The sequence below is a fragment of the Massilia varians genome (genome assembly GCF_027923905.1).
In the GTDB taxonomy this organism is placed as follows: Bacteria; Pseudomonadota; Gammaproteobacteria; order Burkholderiales; family Burkholderiaceae_D; genus Telluria; species Telluria varians_B.
Genome location: NZ_AP026966.1, coordinates 988,068 through 1,002,741 on the forward strand (window position 1 = coordinate 988,068; position 14,674 = coordinate 1,002,741).

Here is a 14,674-nt window from a genome sequence, read left to right on the forward strand (position 1 = left end):
GCCAGCTTATGTGCGCGGGCGCAGGATCACCAGCGCAATGCCGCCGACGATCGCGATCGATGCGGCCAGCAGCCGCAGCGTGAGCGGCTCGTCGAGGAAGGCAACGCCGCCCAGGGCGGCAATCACGGGAACGCTCAATTGCACGGCCGCCGCGCTGGTCGACTTCAGGAAGGGCAGCGCCGTGTACCAGATGGCATAGCCGACGCCCGAGGTGAGCGCGCCGGACAGGACGGCATACCCGCTTCCGGCCGGATCGAACGAGGCATCGCGCAGCAGCAGCAGGCTCAGCACCAGCGCCATCGGCACGGCGCGCACGAAATTTCCGGCAGTGACCTGGAGGGCGTCGCCGGCGCCCTTGCCGCGCACCGAATAGATGCCCCAGGCCACGCCGGCGCCCAGCATGAGCGAGGCGCTCGGCAACGGGGGCGCGGACCAGCCGGGCAGCAGCAGGCCGACCAGGCCCCCTCCCGCAAGCAGCAAGCCGGCCAGTTGCGCCGGACGCAGGCGCTCGCCCGACCAGATCCCGACGGCGATCATGGTCGTTTGCACGGCGCCGAACAGGATCAGCGCGCCGGCCGCGGCCGGCAGGTGGAGGTAAGCGAAGGAAAAGCCGGCTGCGTAGGCGAACAGGGCCAGCGCGGACAGGAAACTGCCTTGTCCGCTCCGGCCGCCACCGCGCAGCCTCACCAGGATCCACAGCACGAGCGCGCCCGACAGCAGGCGCAGGCTCGTGAAGCTGGCGGCATCGATATACGAGCGGGACAGGGCGGCCCGGCACAGCAGGGAGTTGCCCGCGAACGCGGCCAGTGCCAGTACCGTCAGGACGACGACGCGCGCATGCGACATGGAGGGACTCCTGCTGTGGAGTGGTTATACTGACCCAAGGCGGGTAGACAAGCAAGGCATGTAGCGCCGGCGCTGGCCCAGCCGGATTGTCCAGTGGTAAGCTATTCACGTTGTCACTTCCACCTGAAGGAATCCCATGAAACCGTTGTTCTCCTCCGACGACGAAGCGAACGCATCCGCCGTGCCCGCAACGCCCGCGTTTCCGCCCTTGCTGGATCCTTCCTCGACGGCGAACACGCTGCCGGCGGCGCGTCCCGAGGCGGGCGCGGCCCCGATCGTCCGTGTCGACGTCTCCGGGATCGACGACAAGGCCATCGAGGCACTGGGCGGTTCCACCGGCGCCGGCGTGGCGAAGGTGTCGGCCAAGCTGCTCGGCACCGTCCGCGCATCGGACGCGGACGTGTTCGGCACGCAGCTGAACGAGCTGATCGCCACCTCCAAGGGCCTGGACCCGGCCAAGCTGCGTTCCGGCGGCCTGGTGTCGCGCCTGACGAACATGTTCGGCTCGGTCAAGGAAAAGATGCTGTCGCAGTACCAGGTGGTCGAGTCGCGCATGGACACCCTGGTCACGGAAATGACGCGGCATGCCAACGTGCACCGGGCGCGCATCCAGGATTTCGACGAGATGTACAAGGGCCTGGAAACCTACTACCAGGGCCTGGACGCCGACGTGAAGAAGGGCGAGGAATGGGCGTCGCGGCTGCGCCAGGCGGTCGCGCAGCAGGCCGCGCCGGCCAACGCCTTCGAGGCGCAGCAGGCTACCGAGCTCAAGCGTCGTCTGGAACGCCTCGAAAAGCGCATCGACGACCTGAAGCGCGCCATGCTGATGGCCACGCAGATGGTGCCGCAGATCCGCCTGTCGCAGGACAATGCCCGCGCCTTGACCGACACCTTCACGGACATCGTCAACGTGTCGATTCCGGCCTGGCGCAACGTGTTCTCGCTTTACCTGCTGCAACTGGAAGCCAAGCAGAGCGCGGCGGTCGCCAACGCCGCCTACGACGCCACCGACGCCGCCTTCCGCGCCCAGGCCGACATGCTGCTGGAAAATACCGAGACCGTGGCGCGCGCCAAGCAGCGCTCCCTGGTCAGCCTGGAAACCGCCCAGCACGTCCAGACCCAGCTGGTGAGCGCCTTCGACAAGCTCGAGCAGATCTCGAAGGAAGGCCAGCAGCGCCGCCAGGCCGAGCTGCCGAAACTGCAGGAGCTGGAGCGCGAGCTGATTGCGCGCTTTTCGCCCGGCGGCGCTTGAATCCCATCTTCATCCCATCAGGAAAAGGAAAGCCCATGTCGACGACGCTCCACACTGGCCATCGCATCAACCTCGAAAAGACCGCGCCGGGCTTGAAGCGCGTGCGCATCGGCCTCGGATGGAAGGTCAACGCGGTCGAGGGCCAGCCATTCGACCTCGACTCGTCGGTATTCCTGTGCAGGCGGGATGCGAGCGACCATCCGGTCATGATCAGTAACGCCCATTTCGTGTACTACAACCACACCATCTCCCCGGACGGCGCCGTCGTGCACTCGGGCGACAACCGGACCGGCGACAAGGATGGCGACGACGAAGTCATCACCGTCGACCTGGCCAAGGTCGAGGCGGAAGTGGTGGAGATGCCGATCGTGGTGACCATCCACGATGCCGACGTGCGCAAGCAGACCTTCGGCATGGTCACGCACGCCTACGTCAAGGTGTACAACGACGAGACCGGCGAGACGATCGCGGAATACGACCTGGACGAAGACTACGCGGACAAGACCGCGCTGCAGTTCGGCTCGCTGTACCGCAAGGATGGCGAATGGCGCTTCCAGGCCGTCGGCGCCGGCTTCAAGCTGAATCTGGCGACCTTCATCCGCAAGCTCGGCGGCACCGTCTGAGGAGCACGTGCTCCTGCTCGATGCCGGGTAGCCGATGACCCAGCACACGCCCAAGGCATTCGACTTCGGCGCGGAGCCCGAGCTCCCCGCCGAGCCGGCCGGCGCTGCCTTGGCGCCGCAGGCCTTCGACTTCGGCGATGCCGAGCAAGCCGCCGCGGCGCCTGCCGGCGACAGTGTGCCGAGGGCGCTGTCCTTCGACGAGCTTCCCGCCGCGCCACCTTCCGCCGTGCCCTCGAAAGCCGCGGCCAGGGTCTTGTTCGAGAGCGAGGATCATCCGGCGGTGCGCGATGCGCTGGCGATCGCGCAGCGCGACCATCCGGCATTGTTCGAGCCGGACGGGCAGCGCCTGGCGGCGCTGTTTCGGCGCCTGCTGCCGATAAGGCTTTCGGTGGTCGCGGAGTGGGCCGAGCGGCCGCTCATGGAACAGGCCGCGCTGCTGCAGCCGATCACCGAGCTGGTCCTGGCTTTCACCCGGATGGCGGTGCCGGCGCTGCTCGAATCGGCGCTGGAGAGCACCAGGACGCCGGCCGGCGTGTTCGACAAGCTGTTCCGCCGCCCGGCGCCGCCCGCCCAGTTCAAGCCGGCGCTGGCGTCGAGCCGTGCGCAGCTGCTGCAGCTCATCGCGGACAGCGATGCCGCCATGCGCGAGCTGGAAGCGTCGGCGGCCAACCTGGCCCTGCACGCGGCTGCGCTCGCCGTCGCGTCGACCCTCGCCGGCGGCGCGCTGGACGCGACCCTGTCGGATGCCCTCATCCAGCGCCGCACCCTGATCCAGCAGGCGGTGCGCCAGGCCGAGCTGTCGATCCTGCAGATGGGGCAGGTGCGCCAGCAGGCCGCCGAGCTGGTCGGCCAGGTGTCGTCCTTCCTGACGGTGACCCTGCCGGCGCTGGAGATGGCGCAGGCGCAGGGCGGCACCGGGAAAAGCAGCGGCTAGTAAATAATACGGTGGTGCCCGGGACACGGCGCGCCTGCCAGTCGTGTGGCCGGTCGTGGCGAAGCGGCGCTATCATCGTCGGTAAATACTGATGAGTTTGCGGAGAGAATGGTGAAGCCGTCCAAGACCTGTATTACACCGCTCGCCCTGGCGCTGGCCTGCTGCGCCGTGTTGCCGGTCCGGGCGCAGCAGACCGGCACCCTCGATTATGGCGAGGCGTGGCGCCGGATGCAGGTGCGTTCGGGCGCGGTGCGCGGCGCCGAGCTCGACTATCAAGCCAGGCAATTGCAGGCCGAGGCGCTGCGCCGCATCGACGGGCCCGACCTGCGCCTGAACGGATTCGCCGGGCGTCTCTCGACCTCGCTGAATATCGATACCGGCCGCCTGGCGCAATCCCTGGAGCCGGCCCTGCAACCGGTGCTCGAGGTGCTGCCGCCGCTGCCCGGGCTGGCCTTGCCGGAACTGCCCGCCAGCCTCGAGGCCGAGCGCACGTTCACGGTCCGCTCGCTGGGGCTGGCCTCGGTCTGGCCCTTGTACACCGGCGGACGCCTGGATGCGCTCAAGGAGGTGGCCGCCGGGCGCGCCGCCGAGGCCGGCGCGGGTCTGCAGACGGCGCAGGACGAGGCGGCGCTGTTGCTGGCGCAGCGCTATTTTGGCGTGCAGCTGGCGCGCCATGCCGCTCGGCTGCGCACTGCGGCGCTGGCGGTGGCGCGCGAACACCAGGAGATGGCGCGCAAGCTCGAGCGCACCGGACTGATCGCGCGCGTCGAACGCCTCAAGGCCGACGTCGCCGTCGACAAGTCCGCGCGCGAGGCGGCCAAGGCCGCCAGCGACGCGGAGGTCGCCGAGCTGGCCCTGCGCCGCTTGCTGGGCGAGGAGCAGGCGGTCGAGCCCGCAACGCCGCTGTTCGTGCACGAGCAGCCGGTCGGCTCGCTGGCCTCGTTCGTGGAAGCCGCCATGCACGCGAATGCCGCCTGGAAGCAGATCGACAGCAAGCGCGCCCAGGCGGCCGCCAATCTCAAGCTGCAGGGCAAGGCCTTCAGCCCGACCCTGGTCGGCATCGCCAACTACAACCTGAACCGCGGCGGGGCCGCGCGCGCCAACTGGCTGGTGGGGGTGGCGCTGAGCATGCCGCTGGTCGACCGGGTCGACCGCGCGCGCCTGACGGCCGCCGCACGGCTCGAACAACAGCGCGTCGAAGCAGCCGCGGAACAGGCTGGACGCGACATCCCGACCCTGGCCGAAACCCAGTGGCGCGCCATGGAAGATGCGCGCCAGCATTACCTGGCCATGGCCTCGGCGATCGAGCTGGCGCGAGAAAGCCTGCGGCTGGCGCAGGTATCGTTCCGCAACGGTCAGGCGACCACGGCCGACGTGGACGACGCTTCCCTGAACCTGACCAAGGCCGGGATCGAGCGGACCCAGGCCGCCCACGATTATGTGCTGGCGCTGGCGCGCCTGCTCGCCACCACCGGCCGGCCCGAGCGCCTGGTCGAGCATGCGCGCTCCGCACCCCACCAGCTCGATCCCGCGAAGGAGTCCACCCGATGAGCGAGACAAGCCGCAAAAAACGCGTGCCGGCCGTACTGGCCGGCGTGCTGGTCCTGGCCCTGCTGGCCTGGGGCCTGGTACGCGCCTTCCAGCCGGTGCCCGAAGTGCTGCAAGGGCAGATTGAAGCGCAAGAAGTGAACGTGTCGTCCAAGGTGCCCGGGCGCGTCGGCCGGGTGCACGTGCAACTGGGGCAGGCGGTGAGCCGTGGCCAGCTGCTGTTCGAGCTGGACAGTCCCGAAGTGCGCGCCAAGCTCGATCAGGCGCAGGCGGCGCGCGACGCCGCCGCCGCCGTGGCGCGCAAGGCGCAGGCGGGCGCACGGCCCGAGGAGGTCGTCGCCGCGCGCGCCAACTGGGAGCGCGCCGAGGCCGGTGCGCGGCTGGCCGAGCTGACCGACAGGCGGGTGGCGGCCATGGTGGCCGAAGGCGTGCTGGCGCGCCAGAAAGGTGACGACGCCCGCGCCCAGGCGCGCTCGGCGCGCGAGCTGGCGACCGCCGCGCGCGCCCAGTACGAGCTGGCGCGCCAGGGCGCGCGGCCCGAGGACAAGCAGGCGGCGCAGGCCCAGGCGCGCCAGGTGGACGGGGTGGTGGCGGAAGCCGATGCGGCCCTGGCCGAGACGCGCATCCTGGCACCAAGCGCCGGCGAGGTGAGCAAGCTGGCGATCCAGGCCGGCGAACTGGCGCCGCAGGGCTTTCCGGTGGTGACCCTGGTCAACCTCGACGACGTCTGGGCCGTGCTGGCGGTGCGCGAGGACATGTTCAAGCCCTTCGCCAAGGGAAGCGTGCACCGGGGCTATGTGCCGGCGCTGAAAGCGCGTACCGATTTCAAGGTCGAGACCGTATCGGCCTTGCCGGCCTTCGCCACCTGGCGCGCCGCGCGTCCCGGCGGCACCGACCTGCGCACCTTCGAGCTGCGGCTGCGGCCCATGGCGCCGCTGCCGGGCCTGCGTCCGGGAATGACGGTGGTGTTCGAGCGCTGAACCGCCCATGCCCGCTCCCGCCGCTTCCGCCTGGCAGGCCTCGCTCGCGCGCGAGTGGGCGCGCCTGCGCGCCGACCGCTGGGACCTGGCGATGCTGGGGTGGATTCCATTATCCCTGTACTTTCTGACCTGGTGGATTTTTTCCGCCGGCATCGCCCGCGACCTGCCGCTGGCGGTGCGCGACCTTGACCAGTCCGCGCAGTCGCGCACCCTGGTGCGCATGCTGGACCAGTCGCCGGGCCTGCGGCCGGTGCCAGCCGCCAGCGATGCCGAGGCGCTGGCGGCGCTGCGCGCCGGCGAGGTGTTCGGCATCGTGTCGATCCCGGCGCAGATGGGAGAGCGTCTGGCGCGCGGCGAAGCGCTCGGCCTGCAATGGGCGTACAACGCCCAGTACCCATCCCATACCGGCGCGATGACGCGCGACGTGCGCGCCGTGGTGGCGACCATGTCGGCCGGCGCCGAGCTGCAGGGACGCGCCAGGCGCGGCGCCGCCCCGGTCCAGGCCGCGCAGCAGGTCGAGCCGGTCGCCACCCGCGCGGTGGCGCTGTTCAACGAGAACGGCAGCATGATCCCGGCGCTGGCCTTGCCGGCCGTGTGGAGCCTGCTGCACATCTGCGCCACCCTGGCCGCGCTGACCGCGATCGGGCGCGAACTGCGCGCCGCCACCGTGCCCGACTGGCTGGCTGCAGCCCGGGGACGGCCAGCCGTGGCCTTGCTGTCCAAGCTGGCGATCCCGGCGGTGGTCTTCCTGCTGCACGCGGTCCTGGTGGGTATCGGTTTCGGCGCGCTGCTCGGCTGGCCGGTGCTGGGCAGCGTGCTGGCGATGACGCTCGGCACCGTCCTGTTCGTCGCGGCCTGCCTGGCCCTGGGCACCTTCATCGTCGCATTCTCCGGCTCGCTGCGCTCGGCGCTGTCGGCCTGCGCCTTCGTCACCGCGCCCGCCTTCGCCTTTTCCGGCCAGGGCTTCCCGATTCTGGCGATGCCCGCCGCGGCGCGCCTGTGGGCCGAGGCGCTGCCGCTGACCCATTTCCTGGGCTTGGTCAACAACACCTGGCTGTCCGGCGCGCCGCTGCGCTTCAGCCTGGGCGCGCTGGCCGCGCTGGCCGGCTTCAGCGCCGTGCTGGGCGCGGCTGGCTACCTGCGGCTGGCCGCGCGCATGCGCCAGCCCGACAGCTGGGGCAAGACATGAGCCGCCTGGCGGCCGCGTGCCAGGCCTGGCGCCTCACCTGGCGCGCGATCCTGGGCGACAAGGCGGCGCTGCTGCTGTTCTTCATCTCCGGCATCGTGTATTCCTTCTTCTATCCCTTGCCCTACAGCGGCGAAACGGTGCGCCGGGTGCCGGTGGCGGTGGTGGACCAGGATGGCTCGGCCCTGTCGCGCCAGCTGATCCGCTGGGCCGGCGCCCATCCGGGCCTGAGCGTGGCCGGCGTCACCACCCGCCCCGAGCAGGCCCAGGAATGGATCTGGCGCGGCGAGGCCGCTGGCGTGATGGTCATTCCCGCCGATTTCAGCGGCAAGCTGCTGGCCGGCAGGCAGCCGGAGGTCGAGGTAGGCGGCATCGGCGCCTATCCACTGCTGAACAAGGTGGCGCTCAACGGCCTCGCTGAAGTGGTGGGCACGCTGTCGGCCGGCATCGAACTCAAGCGCCTGGGCGCCGCCACGCCGTCGGCGCAGCAGGCCGCCGCGCAGCGCCAGCCCTTGTCGGTCGAGGCGCTGCCGATGTTCAATGTCAGCGAAGGCTATGCCTCGTACATCGTCCCGGGCGTGGTGGTTTTGCTGATGCAGCAGACCTTCCTGCTCGGGATCGGCCTGTTGTTCGGCAGCTGGGCCAGCACCGGGACCTTCCCCTATGCGGCCGGGACTGCCGCCTATGCCGGCGCGCTGGGCGCATTTGCCAGCGTGGTGCTGCTCAATGCCGCGTACTACTTCGGCTTCGTGCTCTGGTGGCAGGACTATCCGCGCGGCGGCAACCCGGCGGCCACCCTGGTGTTGAGCCTGCTGTACAGCGTCTGCGTGGCGGCGCTCGGGATCGTCATGGGCCTGTTCTTCCGCACCCGCGAGCGCAGCGTGCAGTTGCTGGTGGCCAGTTCGATGCCGGTGCTGTTCCTGGCGGGCCTGGTCTGGCCGGCCAGCGCCTTGCCGTGGCCGCTGCAAGCGCTGCGCTGGCTGCTGCCCTCGACCGCCGCGATCCAGGGTTTCGTCGCGGCCAACCAGATGGGTGCTTCACTGGCCGAACTGCGCCGTGAAGTGCTGGTCCTGGCGGGCCTGGCGCTGGTGTTCATCGGATTGGGCCTGCGCGGCTGGCGCCGGCGCGGGCATGCTGCTGTTTAGCCTACCAGGGCAACACGCTGCCGTCCCAGGACCGGAAGCTGCCGCTGTCGGCAGGCGTCAGCGCATCGAGCACGCGCAGCATGTCGGCGGCGGCGTCCCGGGCCGGGCGTCCGATGCTGTCGCCGCGGAAGGGCCGCGACAGATTGGAAGCGACCGTTCCCGGGTGCAGCGCGACCAGCACCGCATTCTTGTGGCTGCGCGCCACTTCGATGGCGGCGGTGTTGACCAGCATGTTGAGGGCGGCCTTGGACGCCCGGTAGCTGTACCAGCCGCCCAGCCGGTTGTCGCCGATGCTGCCCACCTTTGCCGACAGCATGGCCATGATGGCGCGTTCGCTGGCCAGCAGCGGGACAAAGTGACGCATGAGCAGGGCGGGCCCGAAGGCGTTGGCCTGGAAGGTCGCGAGCAGCTGCGGGTAGTGCAGGTCGGCCAGTCGTTTTTCCGGCATGAAGTCCGCCCCGTGCAGGAGTCCTGCCGCATTGACGATCAGGTGGTAGCGCGGCCCGTCCGCCAGCACGTGCGCCGCTTGCGCGATGCTGTCTTCGTCGGCGAAATCGAGGGGCGGCGTGGAATGGCGGTGCAGGGCGCGCACCGAGGCGCAGCGCGGCGCCTCGCCAAGCAAGTCGACGAAGGCGGCCCCGATCGACCCGGAAGCGCCCACCACCAGGGCGTGGAAGCCGTCGGGAAGGCTGTTCATCGTCATGTTGTCAATCGAGCGCGAGCCAGATTTCGTTGCGCCGCATGAACCAGGGCGTGATCGGGGCGTCGTAGCGGGACAGCACCGGCTCGCCTTGCCAGGCGAGGCCTGCCGCGCGCAAGGCATCCTGGAGCCTGGCCAGGTGCCGGTCGTAGTTCGACTGTGACCAGAAGCCGGAATAGCGGATCACCGCGACCCGCTCGGGCGGCATGTCGCGCAACCTGACGCGCGAGTCCAGGGGTTCCGGCGCGTCCGCCGCGCTGATGCCCGCCGGCAGGACGAACTGGACCAGGAAGCCGTCCCGGCTGGCGCTTTGCGTCACCGGCGCCGTCATCTCCAGCTTGACGGGCGTGGCCGCCTGGGTCACCGGCGCGGTCATGGCCAGCTTGCGCTCGCCCTTGTTGTTGCCGAAGATATAGCCGGCCAGGATGGGGAAGGCGCGGTTGCCGGCATCGCTCCCGGGACCCGGCACCACCACCTCGGCGACGGCATAGCCGGCATACTGCCGGATTTCAAAAGCAGGGAAGCGCTCTACGGTCGTGTAGGCAGGCTCTTCGACCGCGTGACTGCTCATGGGCCATATTGCCAGCGCGAGCAGGGCCACCGAGCCGATCAGCCATGCCACCTGCCCGGGCAGGGCGCGGCGGCGGACGTGTGGAACGCGTTGCATGGAAGGCCTCCAGTGCGTGATGATCGGTTGACTACCCAGCTTTATCTTCCGGCGAAACCAGAGGGGTGACAAGCCCGCGCGGGACCAGGAGGGGCCTGCAGCGGGTCTTGTACGGGTCAAGATCGCGCGCGTGCCTGGAACCCGGGCGCAAGGACAGCGGCAAGGCTCAGATCACCCCTTGGGCCAGCATGGCGTCGGCCACTTTGACGAACCCGGCAATATTCGCCCCATCCACATAACTGATGCTGCCATCGGCGCGTTTGCCGTATTTCAGGCACGAGGCATGGATGCCCTGCATGATCTGCAGCAGGCGGCCGTCGACTTCGTCGCTCGGCCAGGACAGGCGCGCGGCATTCTGGCTCATCTCCAGTCCGGAGGTCGCGACGCCGCCGGCATTGCTGGCCTTGCCCGGCGCGTACAGCACGCCGGCCGCTTCGAATGCCTTGGCGGCCTCGATGGTCGAGGGCATGTTGGCCCCTTCGGCCACGCACAGGACGCCGTTGCGGATCAGGACCGCGGCGTCGTCGGCATCCAGCTCGTTCTGGGTGGCGCAGGGCAGCGCCACGTCGACCGGAACATGCCACGGTCGCACGCCTGCTTCGAAGCGGGTGCCGGTGCGCTGCGCGTAATCGCCGACGCGGCCATACAGGTGGTTTTTCACTTCCATCAGGACGGCCAGCTTTTCGCTGGTAAAGCCATCCATGTCGATCACCGTGCCGCTCGAGTCGGAGACGGTGACGACCCTGGCGCCCAGGGAGAGCGCCTTTTCCACGGCGTACTGCGCCACGTTGCCGGAACCGGACACGCTCACGCGCAGGCCTTCGAAGGAACGGCCGCGCGTCTTGAGCATCTCTTCCGCAAAATACACGGTCCCGTAGCCGGTGGCTTCCGGCCGCATCAGCGAGCCGCCGAAGCTCAGGCCCTTGCCGGTGAAGACGCAGTCGGCGCGATTGCTCAGTTTTTTCATCATGCCGGCCATGTAGCCGACTTCGCGGCCGCCGACGCCGATGTCGCCGGCAGGAACGTCGGTGTCGGCCCCGACATGGCGGAACAACTCGCTCACGAAGGCCTGGCAGAAGCGCATGACTTCGCCCGGGCTCTTGCCCTTGGGATCGAAGTCGGAGCCGCCCTTGCCGCCACCCATGGGCAGGGTGGTCAAGGCATTCTTGAAGGTCTGTTCAAAAGCGAGGAACTTCAGTACCGACAGGTTGACGGAAGGGTGGAAGCGCAAGCCGCCCTTGTACGGACCAATCGCCATGCTGTGCTGGATCCGGTAGCCGCGGTTCACCTGTACCTGCCCATGGTCATCTACCCACGAGACCCGGAACATCACCACACGATCCGGCTCGACCAGGCGGTCGAGCAGGCCTTGCTCGGCATACCTGGGATGCTGTTCGATGAAGGGCCACAGGCTCTCCATGACTTCGGTGACGGCCTGCAGGAACTCCGGCTGGCCGGGATTGCGGTCGGCGACGTGCTGCAAAAACTGATGTACAGATGCGTATTTCATGTGGTGTCCAAGATCGAGAATGTCTGAGTCCAGGCAGCTCCATCGACGGCCATCGTCGACGTGATGCACGGGAGCGGCGAGCGCGACCAAGCTCCGGCGCCTTGCCGGCGGCTCGTCGTAGTGCGGCAGGCGTCACCTTGTGGGATCCGCCTCGCCGTATGGAGGAGTGGGTTGGCTACCCGAAGACAGAAACACCGATTTCATGGATCGGTGTCTCGATGTTGTTGTCGGCGCATGCGATGGATGCTCGCGCGCCAGGGGACTATGGTAGCAGAAGCGGCTGGGAGGGGCGATGGATGGAGCGGAAACGGCAAGCAGTGAGGGAAGGTGTTTCGTCGCTGATGAGCCCAAGGAGAAAGTTCCATTATCGGAAGAGAAATGGTTTAATGTAAAAACATTTCTTATGGGGCTCGTATGGCGGAACTTCTTCAATACGCGGAAAATGCCGAAAAGGTATTCGTGTTCGACCAGGTCTATCCTCTGAGCGCTGCTACCGAGCAAGCGAATCAGAAAAAATTGAATGCTTTCGGGATGTTGGCGAAGCTTAATCCGTTCAAGCGCCCGAAAGAAGAAACCGTCCTCCTCTCGAAACACGTCTTGCGTTACGAGCCGTTCTGGCATGTGGTGACGACACGTTCTGTCGATTACTCGCGCGAGCTGGTCTATCCCGTGGAGATCGGTAATGCGTATGCAAAGAAAGTACTGATCAACGGGATGGAGTATTCGATCGCAGAGCAGGGAAATAAACGGTCGATCAACCTGCAGGCAGTCGAGTTCTCTCATCGCAAGATCAATTACGAAGACCATCTGGACGGACTGTTGCGTGACCTGAAAAAGGGCGTGCTGGCAAATTACATCAACAAGTACAAGGTGCAGGAACATACGGTACTGGAGCTGTCCGAAGCGATTGTTCCACAACTGCGCCTGCCGATGCTCCTGCAAAAAATACGACAGACGCTGGACGCAGAAGTCATCAATGCCCATGAGTTCCAGGAAGACATCGTTACGATCGAAAAAATCTACCTGTACTACCGTCCGGTGTTTGCATTCGAATTCGCCTGGACGACCGAGGACAAGGTAGGCGTCATTGAAGTCGACGGCCTGACCGGCGAAGTGATCGAGAACGGGCAGTGGTTCAAGGAAAAGCTCCAGGCGATCACGACGCGTGAAATGCTGTTTGAAATGGGCTCGGAGCTGGCCGGCGCCCTGGTTCCCGGTGGTGGAACGGCTGTCAAGGTGATCGAAAGGATCACCGCCAGCTAATGCATGCGCCGGCAAGCTTCCAGGGGGAGCATGCCGCACTCCCAGCTTGCCCTCATCGAGCCAACGCCACCCTAGGGTGGCGTTGTTGCTTGCGTCATCCGCTCGGCATGGCCGTGACCGGGCAGGCCAGGCACAGTATTGTTAGAATCCGCCATACCTTTCACGTTCATCTGCAGGAGTACACAAATCCTACGTCTTTTGATCAATGCGGCAATACGTTCGCCCAAGTTAACGCTCGCCGTTGCCTTGCTGCTGCTGGCAGCGCTGGCCGGTACGATGACCTATACCGGCTTCCTGGTCATCGGGGTGCTGGCCGCTCATTTCGGCACGAGCCGGTTTCTGGCGGGACTGCTGCTTGCCGTCCTGTTTGCACGATTTCCCTCGATAAGCAAGGGCAAGCTGCGCGTCGTCGGTCTCTTGCCCAAACCCGTGCGCCGGCCGCTGATGGCGGGCATCCTCGCACTGTGCTTGCTGAACTTCGTGTGGTTGGGCGACAGCGTGTCCGCAATATTTACGGGCTTTAGCCTGGCGTTTCTTCTCGGCTATCCCTGGTTACGGCGAACCCTGTTCGATCGGATCGTCGCGTCCGTCTCCACGTTCACCGGCCGGCGCCCCGCGAACAGCCGCGACGATATGGTGATCGACGGCGAATTCAGGGAAAAGAAGGAATGAGAGGAATCTGAGTTCCGGAAACAAAAACGCCAACCTGCATGGGTTGGCGTTTTTACTGCGACGTTCTTGGTGGCCCGGGGCGGAATCGAACCACCGACACAAGGATTTTCAATCCTCTGCTCTACCAACTGAGCTACCAGGCCAAGGGCTCGCATTCTAGCACAAGGCCGGGCGCTGCGGTAGTGCCTGATTGAAATCAGGCCGGAATCCTCATTCGCCCTGCCTGGTCGGCACCAGCCGGTTCATGTCCAGCCCCTGGGCGCGCAGCCGGCCGAGCAGGGCGTCGTAGACGGCCGGGTCGACCTTCGGCGTGCGCGACAGGATCCACAGGTATTCGCGTTTCGGTTCGCTGACCGCGGCCAGCTGGTAGTCCGGGTCGAGGTCGATCACCCAGTAGTCGCCCCACACCATCGGCAGCCAGGACACGATGGCGGGCGCGAAGCGCACTTTCAGCTTCGGCGAGGTGGCCTCGCCGATCTGGCGCGCCACGGCCTTGGCATCGTCGGTACTGCCGTCGGCGCGCCGGCAGCGGTTGAGCACGTCCACCCGGCCGTCGTCGCGCAGGCTGTAGGTGGCGGTGGTGAAGCCGACGCACTTCTTCTGGAAGTCGTTCGGAAACTTCGCGATCTCGTACCAGGTGCCCATGTAGCGCTTGACGTCGAGCGCGGGAATCGTGGCCAGCGGTTTGGCGCCGGCTTCGGCCGTGTCCGCGGCCCGGGCCGGGGCCACGGACAGCATCAGCAGGGACAGCATCGGTGCAAGCAGGAAGGTTTTCATCGTCGTTCCCGTGAATGGTCGAGCGTCGATGGTAGCCGAAGCGGGCGCGGCCCCGCCGTACGCCAGCGCACGAAATACGCGCTAGGTGCGCGCGGCGGCGCGCTCGGCGTGGCGGCGTTCGAGTTCCAGCCGGGCGGCCTTGCGCGCCCGGGCTTCCTCGAAGCGGCGATGCTCGTCCTGGGTCGCCGGCTGCAGGGGCGGCACCGCCACCGGCTTGCGGTCGTCGCCTACGGCCACCATCGTGAAGAAGCAGCTGTTCACGTGGCGCACCACTTTTGAACGGATGTCCTCGGCGATCACCTTGATCCCGATCTCCATCGAGCTGCGGCCGGCATAGTTCACCGAGGCCAGGAAGGTCACCAGCTCGCCGACGTGGATCGGCTGGCGGAAGGTGACCTGGTCGACGCTCATCGTGACCACGTAGCGGCCGGCGTAGCGGCTGGCGCAGGCATAGGCCACCTGGTCGAGCAGCTTGAGGATGGTGCCGCCGTGGACGTTACCGGAGAAGTTGGCCGTGTCAGGGGTCATCAGGACCGTCATCGACAGCTGGTGGGAAGGCAGGTTCATGCAG

At 67.3% G+C, this 14,674-nt stretch carries 15 protein-coding genes and 1 tRNA gene; 9 read left to right on the forward strand and 7 right to left on the reverse strand.

The genetic code is table 11. From position 1 onward, the window contains the following. Window positions 1-6: 6 nt before the first annotated feature. Complete coding sequence (locus MasN3_RS04575) at window positions 7-846, reverse strand: DMT family transporter (protein WP_281912700.1); 840 nt, start codon at window positions 844-846, stop codon at window positions 7-9. 136 nt (window positions 847-982) lie between these two features. Between MasN3_RS04575 and MasN3_RS04580 the strand changes: the two genes are divergently transcribed. The 7 genes from MasN3_RS04580 (at window position 983) to MasN3_RS04610 (ending at window position 8,514) form a co-directional block, all read left to right on the forward strand. Then, a complete protein-coding gene (locus tag MasN3_RS04580) occupies window positions 983-2,098 on the forward strand; it encodes a toxic anion resistance protein (RefSeq protein ID WP_281912701.1) in 1,116 nt (371 codons plus the stop codon). 35 nt (window positions 2,099-2,133) lie between these two features. Then, window positions 2,134-2,721, forward strand: coding sequence for a TerD family protein (locus MasN3_RS04585; protein ID WP_281912702.1), 588 nt, complete (start codon window positions 2,134-2,136; stop codon window positions 2,719-2,721). 34 nt (window positions 2,722-2,755) lie between these two features. After that, window positions 2,756-3,655: a hypothetical protein gene (locus MasN3_RS04590; RefSeq protein WP_281912703.1), complete on the forward strand. Its 900-nt coding sequence runs from the start codon at window positions 2,756-2,758 to the stop codon at window positions 3,653-3,655. Between the two features lie 108 nt (window positions 3,656-3,763). Next, a complete protein-coding gene (locus MasN3_RS04595) occupies window positions 3,764-5,206 on the forward strand; it encodes a TolC family protein (protein ID WP_281912704.1) in 1,443 nt (480 codons plus the stop codon). Beyond that, the gene (locus MasN3_RS04600) at window positions 5,203-6,183 is read left to right on the forward strand and encodes an HlyD family secretion protein (protein ID WP_281912705.1); all 981 of its coding nucleotides are present in this window, start codon (window positions 5,203-5,205) and stop codon (window positions 6,181-6,183) included. Before MasN3_RS04595 ends, MasN3_RS04600 begins: the two co-directional genes overlap by 4 nt. A 7-nt stretch (window positions 6,184-6,190) precedes the next feature. Then, window positions 6,191-7,372, forward strand: coding sequence for an ABC transporter permease (locus tag MasN3_RS04605; RefSeq protein WP_281912706.1), 1,182 nt, complete (start codon window positions 6,191-6,193; stop codon window positions 7,370-7,372). After that, a complete protein-coding gene (locus MasN3_RS04610) occupies window positions 7,369-8,514 on the forward strand; it encodes an ABC transporter permease (protein WP_281912708.1) in 1,146 nt (381 codons plus the stop codon). Before MasN3_RS04605 ends, MasN3_RS04610 begins: the two co-directional genes overlap by 4 nt. 1 nt (window position 8,515) lies before the next feature. On the opposite strand, the gene MasN3_RS04615 is transcribed toward MasN3_RS04610, so the two are convergent. The 3 genes from MasN3_RS04615 to gdhA form a co-directional block, all read right to left on the reverse strand. Continuing rightward, entirely contained in the window at window positions 8,516-9,211 is a 696-nt protein-coding gene (locus MasN3_RS04615) for an SDR family NAD(P)-dependent oxidoreductase (RefSeq protein WP_281914633.1), read from the reverse strand. Between the two features lie 10 nt (window positions 9,212-9,221). Then, entirely contained in the window at window positions 9,222-9,881 is a 660-nt protein-coding gene (locus MasN3_RS04620) for an SOUL family heme-binding protein (protein ID WP_281912709.1), read from the reverse strand. A 166-nt stretch (window positions 9,882-10,047) separates the two neighbouring features. Then, entirely contained in the window at window positions 10,048-11,391 is a 1,344-nt protein-coding gene (gene gdhA, locus MasN3_RS04625; protein ID WP_281912710.1) for an NADP-specific glutamate dehydrogenase, read from the reverse strand. Window positions 11,392-11,805: 414 nt separating this feature from the next. Here gdhA and MasN3_RS04630 point away from each other — a divergent pair, with 414 nt between their 5' ends. Continuing rightward, window positions 11,806-12,654, forward strand: a complete 849-nt coding sequence (locus tag MasN3_RS04630; protein WP_281912711.1) for a hypothetical protein — start codon at window positions 11,806-11,808, stop codon at window positions 12,652-12,654. 246 nt (window positions 12,655-12,900) lie between these two features. After that, window positions 12,901-13,326: a hypothetical protein gene (locus MasN3_RS04635; protein ID WP_281912712.1), complete on the forward strand. Its 426-nt coding sequence runs from the start codon at window positions 12,901-12,903 to the stop codon at window positions 13,324-13,326. Between the two features lie 67 nt (window positions 13,327-13,393). Here MasN3_RS04635 and MasN3_RS04640 read toward each other — a convergent pair. The 3 genes from MasN3_RS04640 to MasN3_RS04650 all read right to left on the reverse strand — a co-directional run bounded on the left by MasN3_RS04640 (window position 13,394) and on the right by MasN3_RS04650 (window position 14,670). Further along, window positions 13,394-13,469 (reverse strand) — tRNA-Phe (locus tag MasN3_RS04640). A gap of 67 nt (window positions 13,470-13,536) precedes the next feature. Continuing rightward, window positions 13,537-14,103, reverse strand: a complete 567-nt coding sequence (locus MasN3_RS04645) for a lipocalin family protein (RefSeq protein WP_370662330.1) — start codon at window positions 14,101-14,103, stop codon at window positions 13,537-13,539. An 81-nt stretch (window positions 14,104-14,184) separates the two neighbouring features. Next, on the reverse strand, window positions 14,185-14,670 hold the full coding sequence (locus tag MasN3_RS04650; RefSeq protein ID WP_281912713.1) for an acyl-CoA thioesterase: 486 nt from the start codon (window positions 14,668-14,670) through the stop codon (window positions 14,185-14,187). Window positions 14,671-14,674 lie beyond the last annotated feature (4 nt).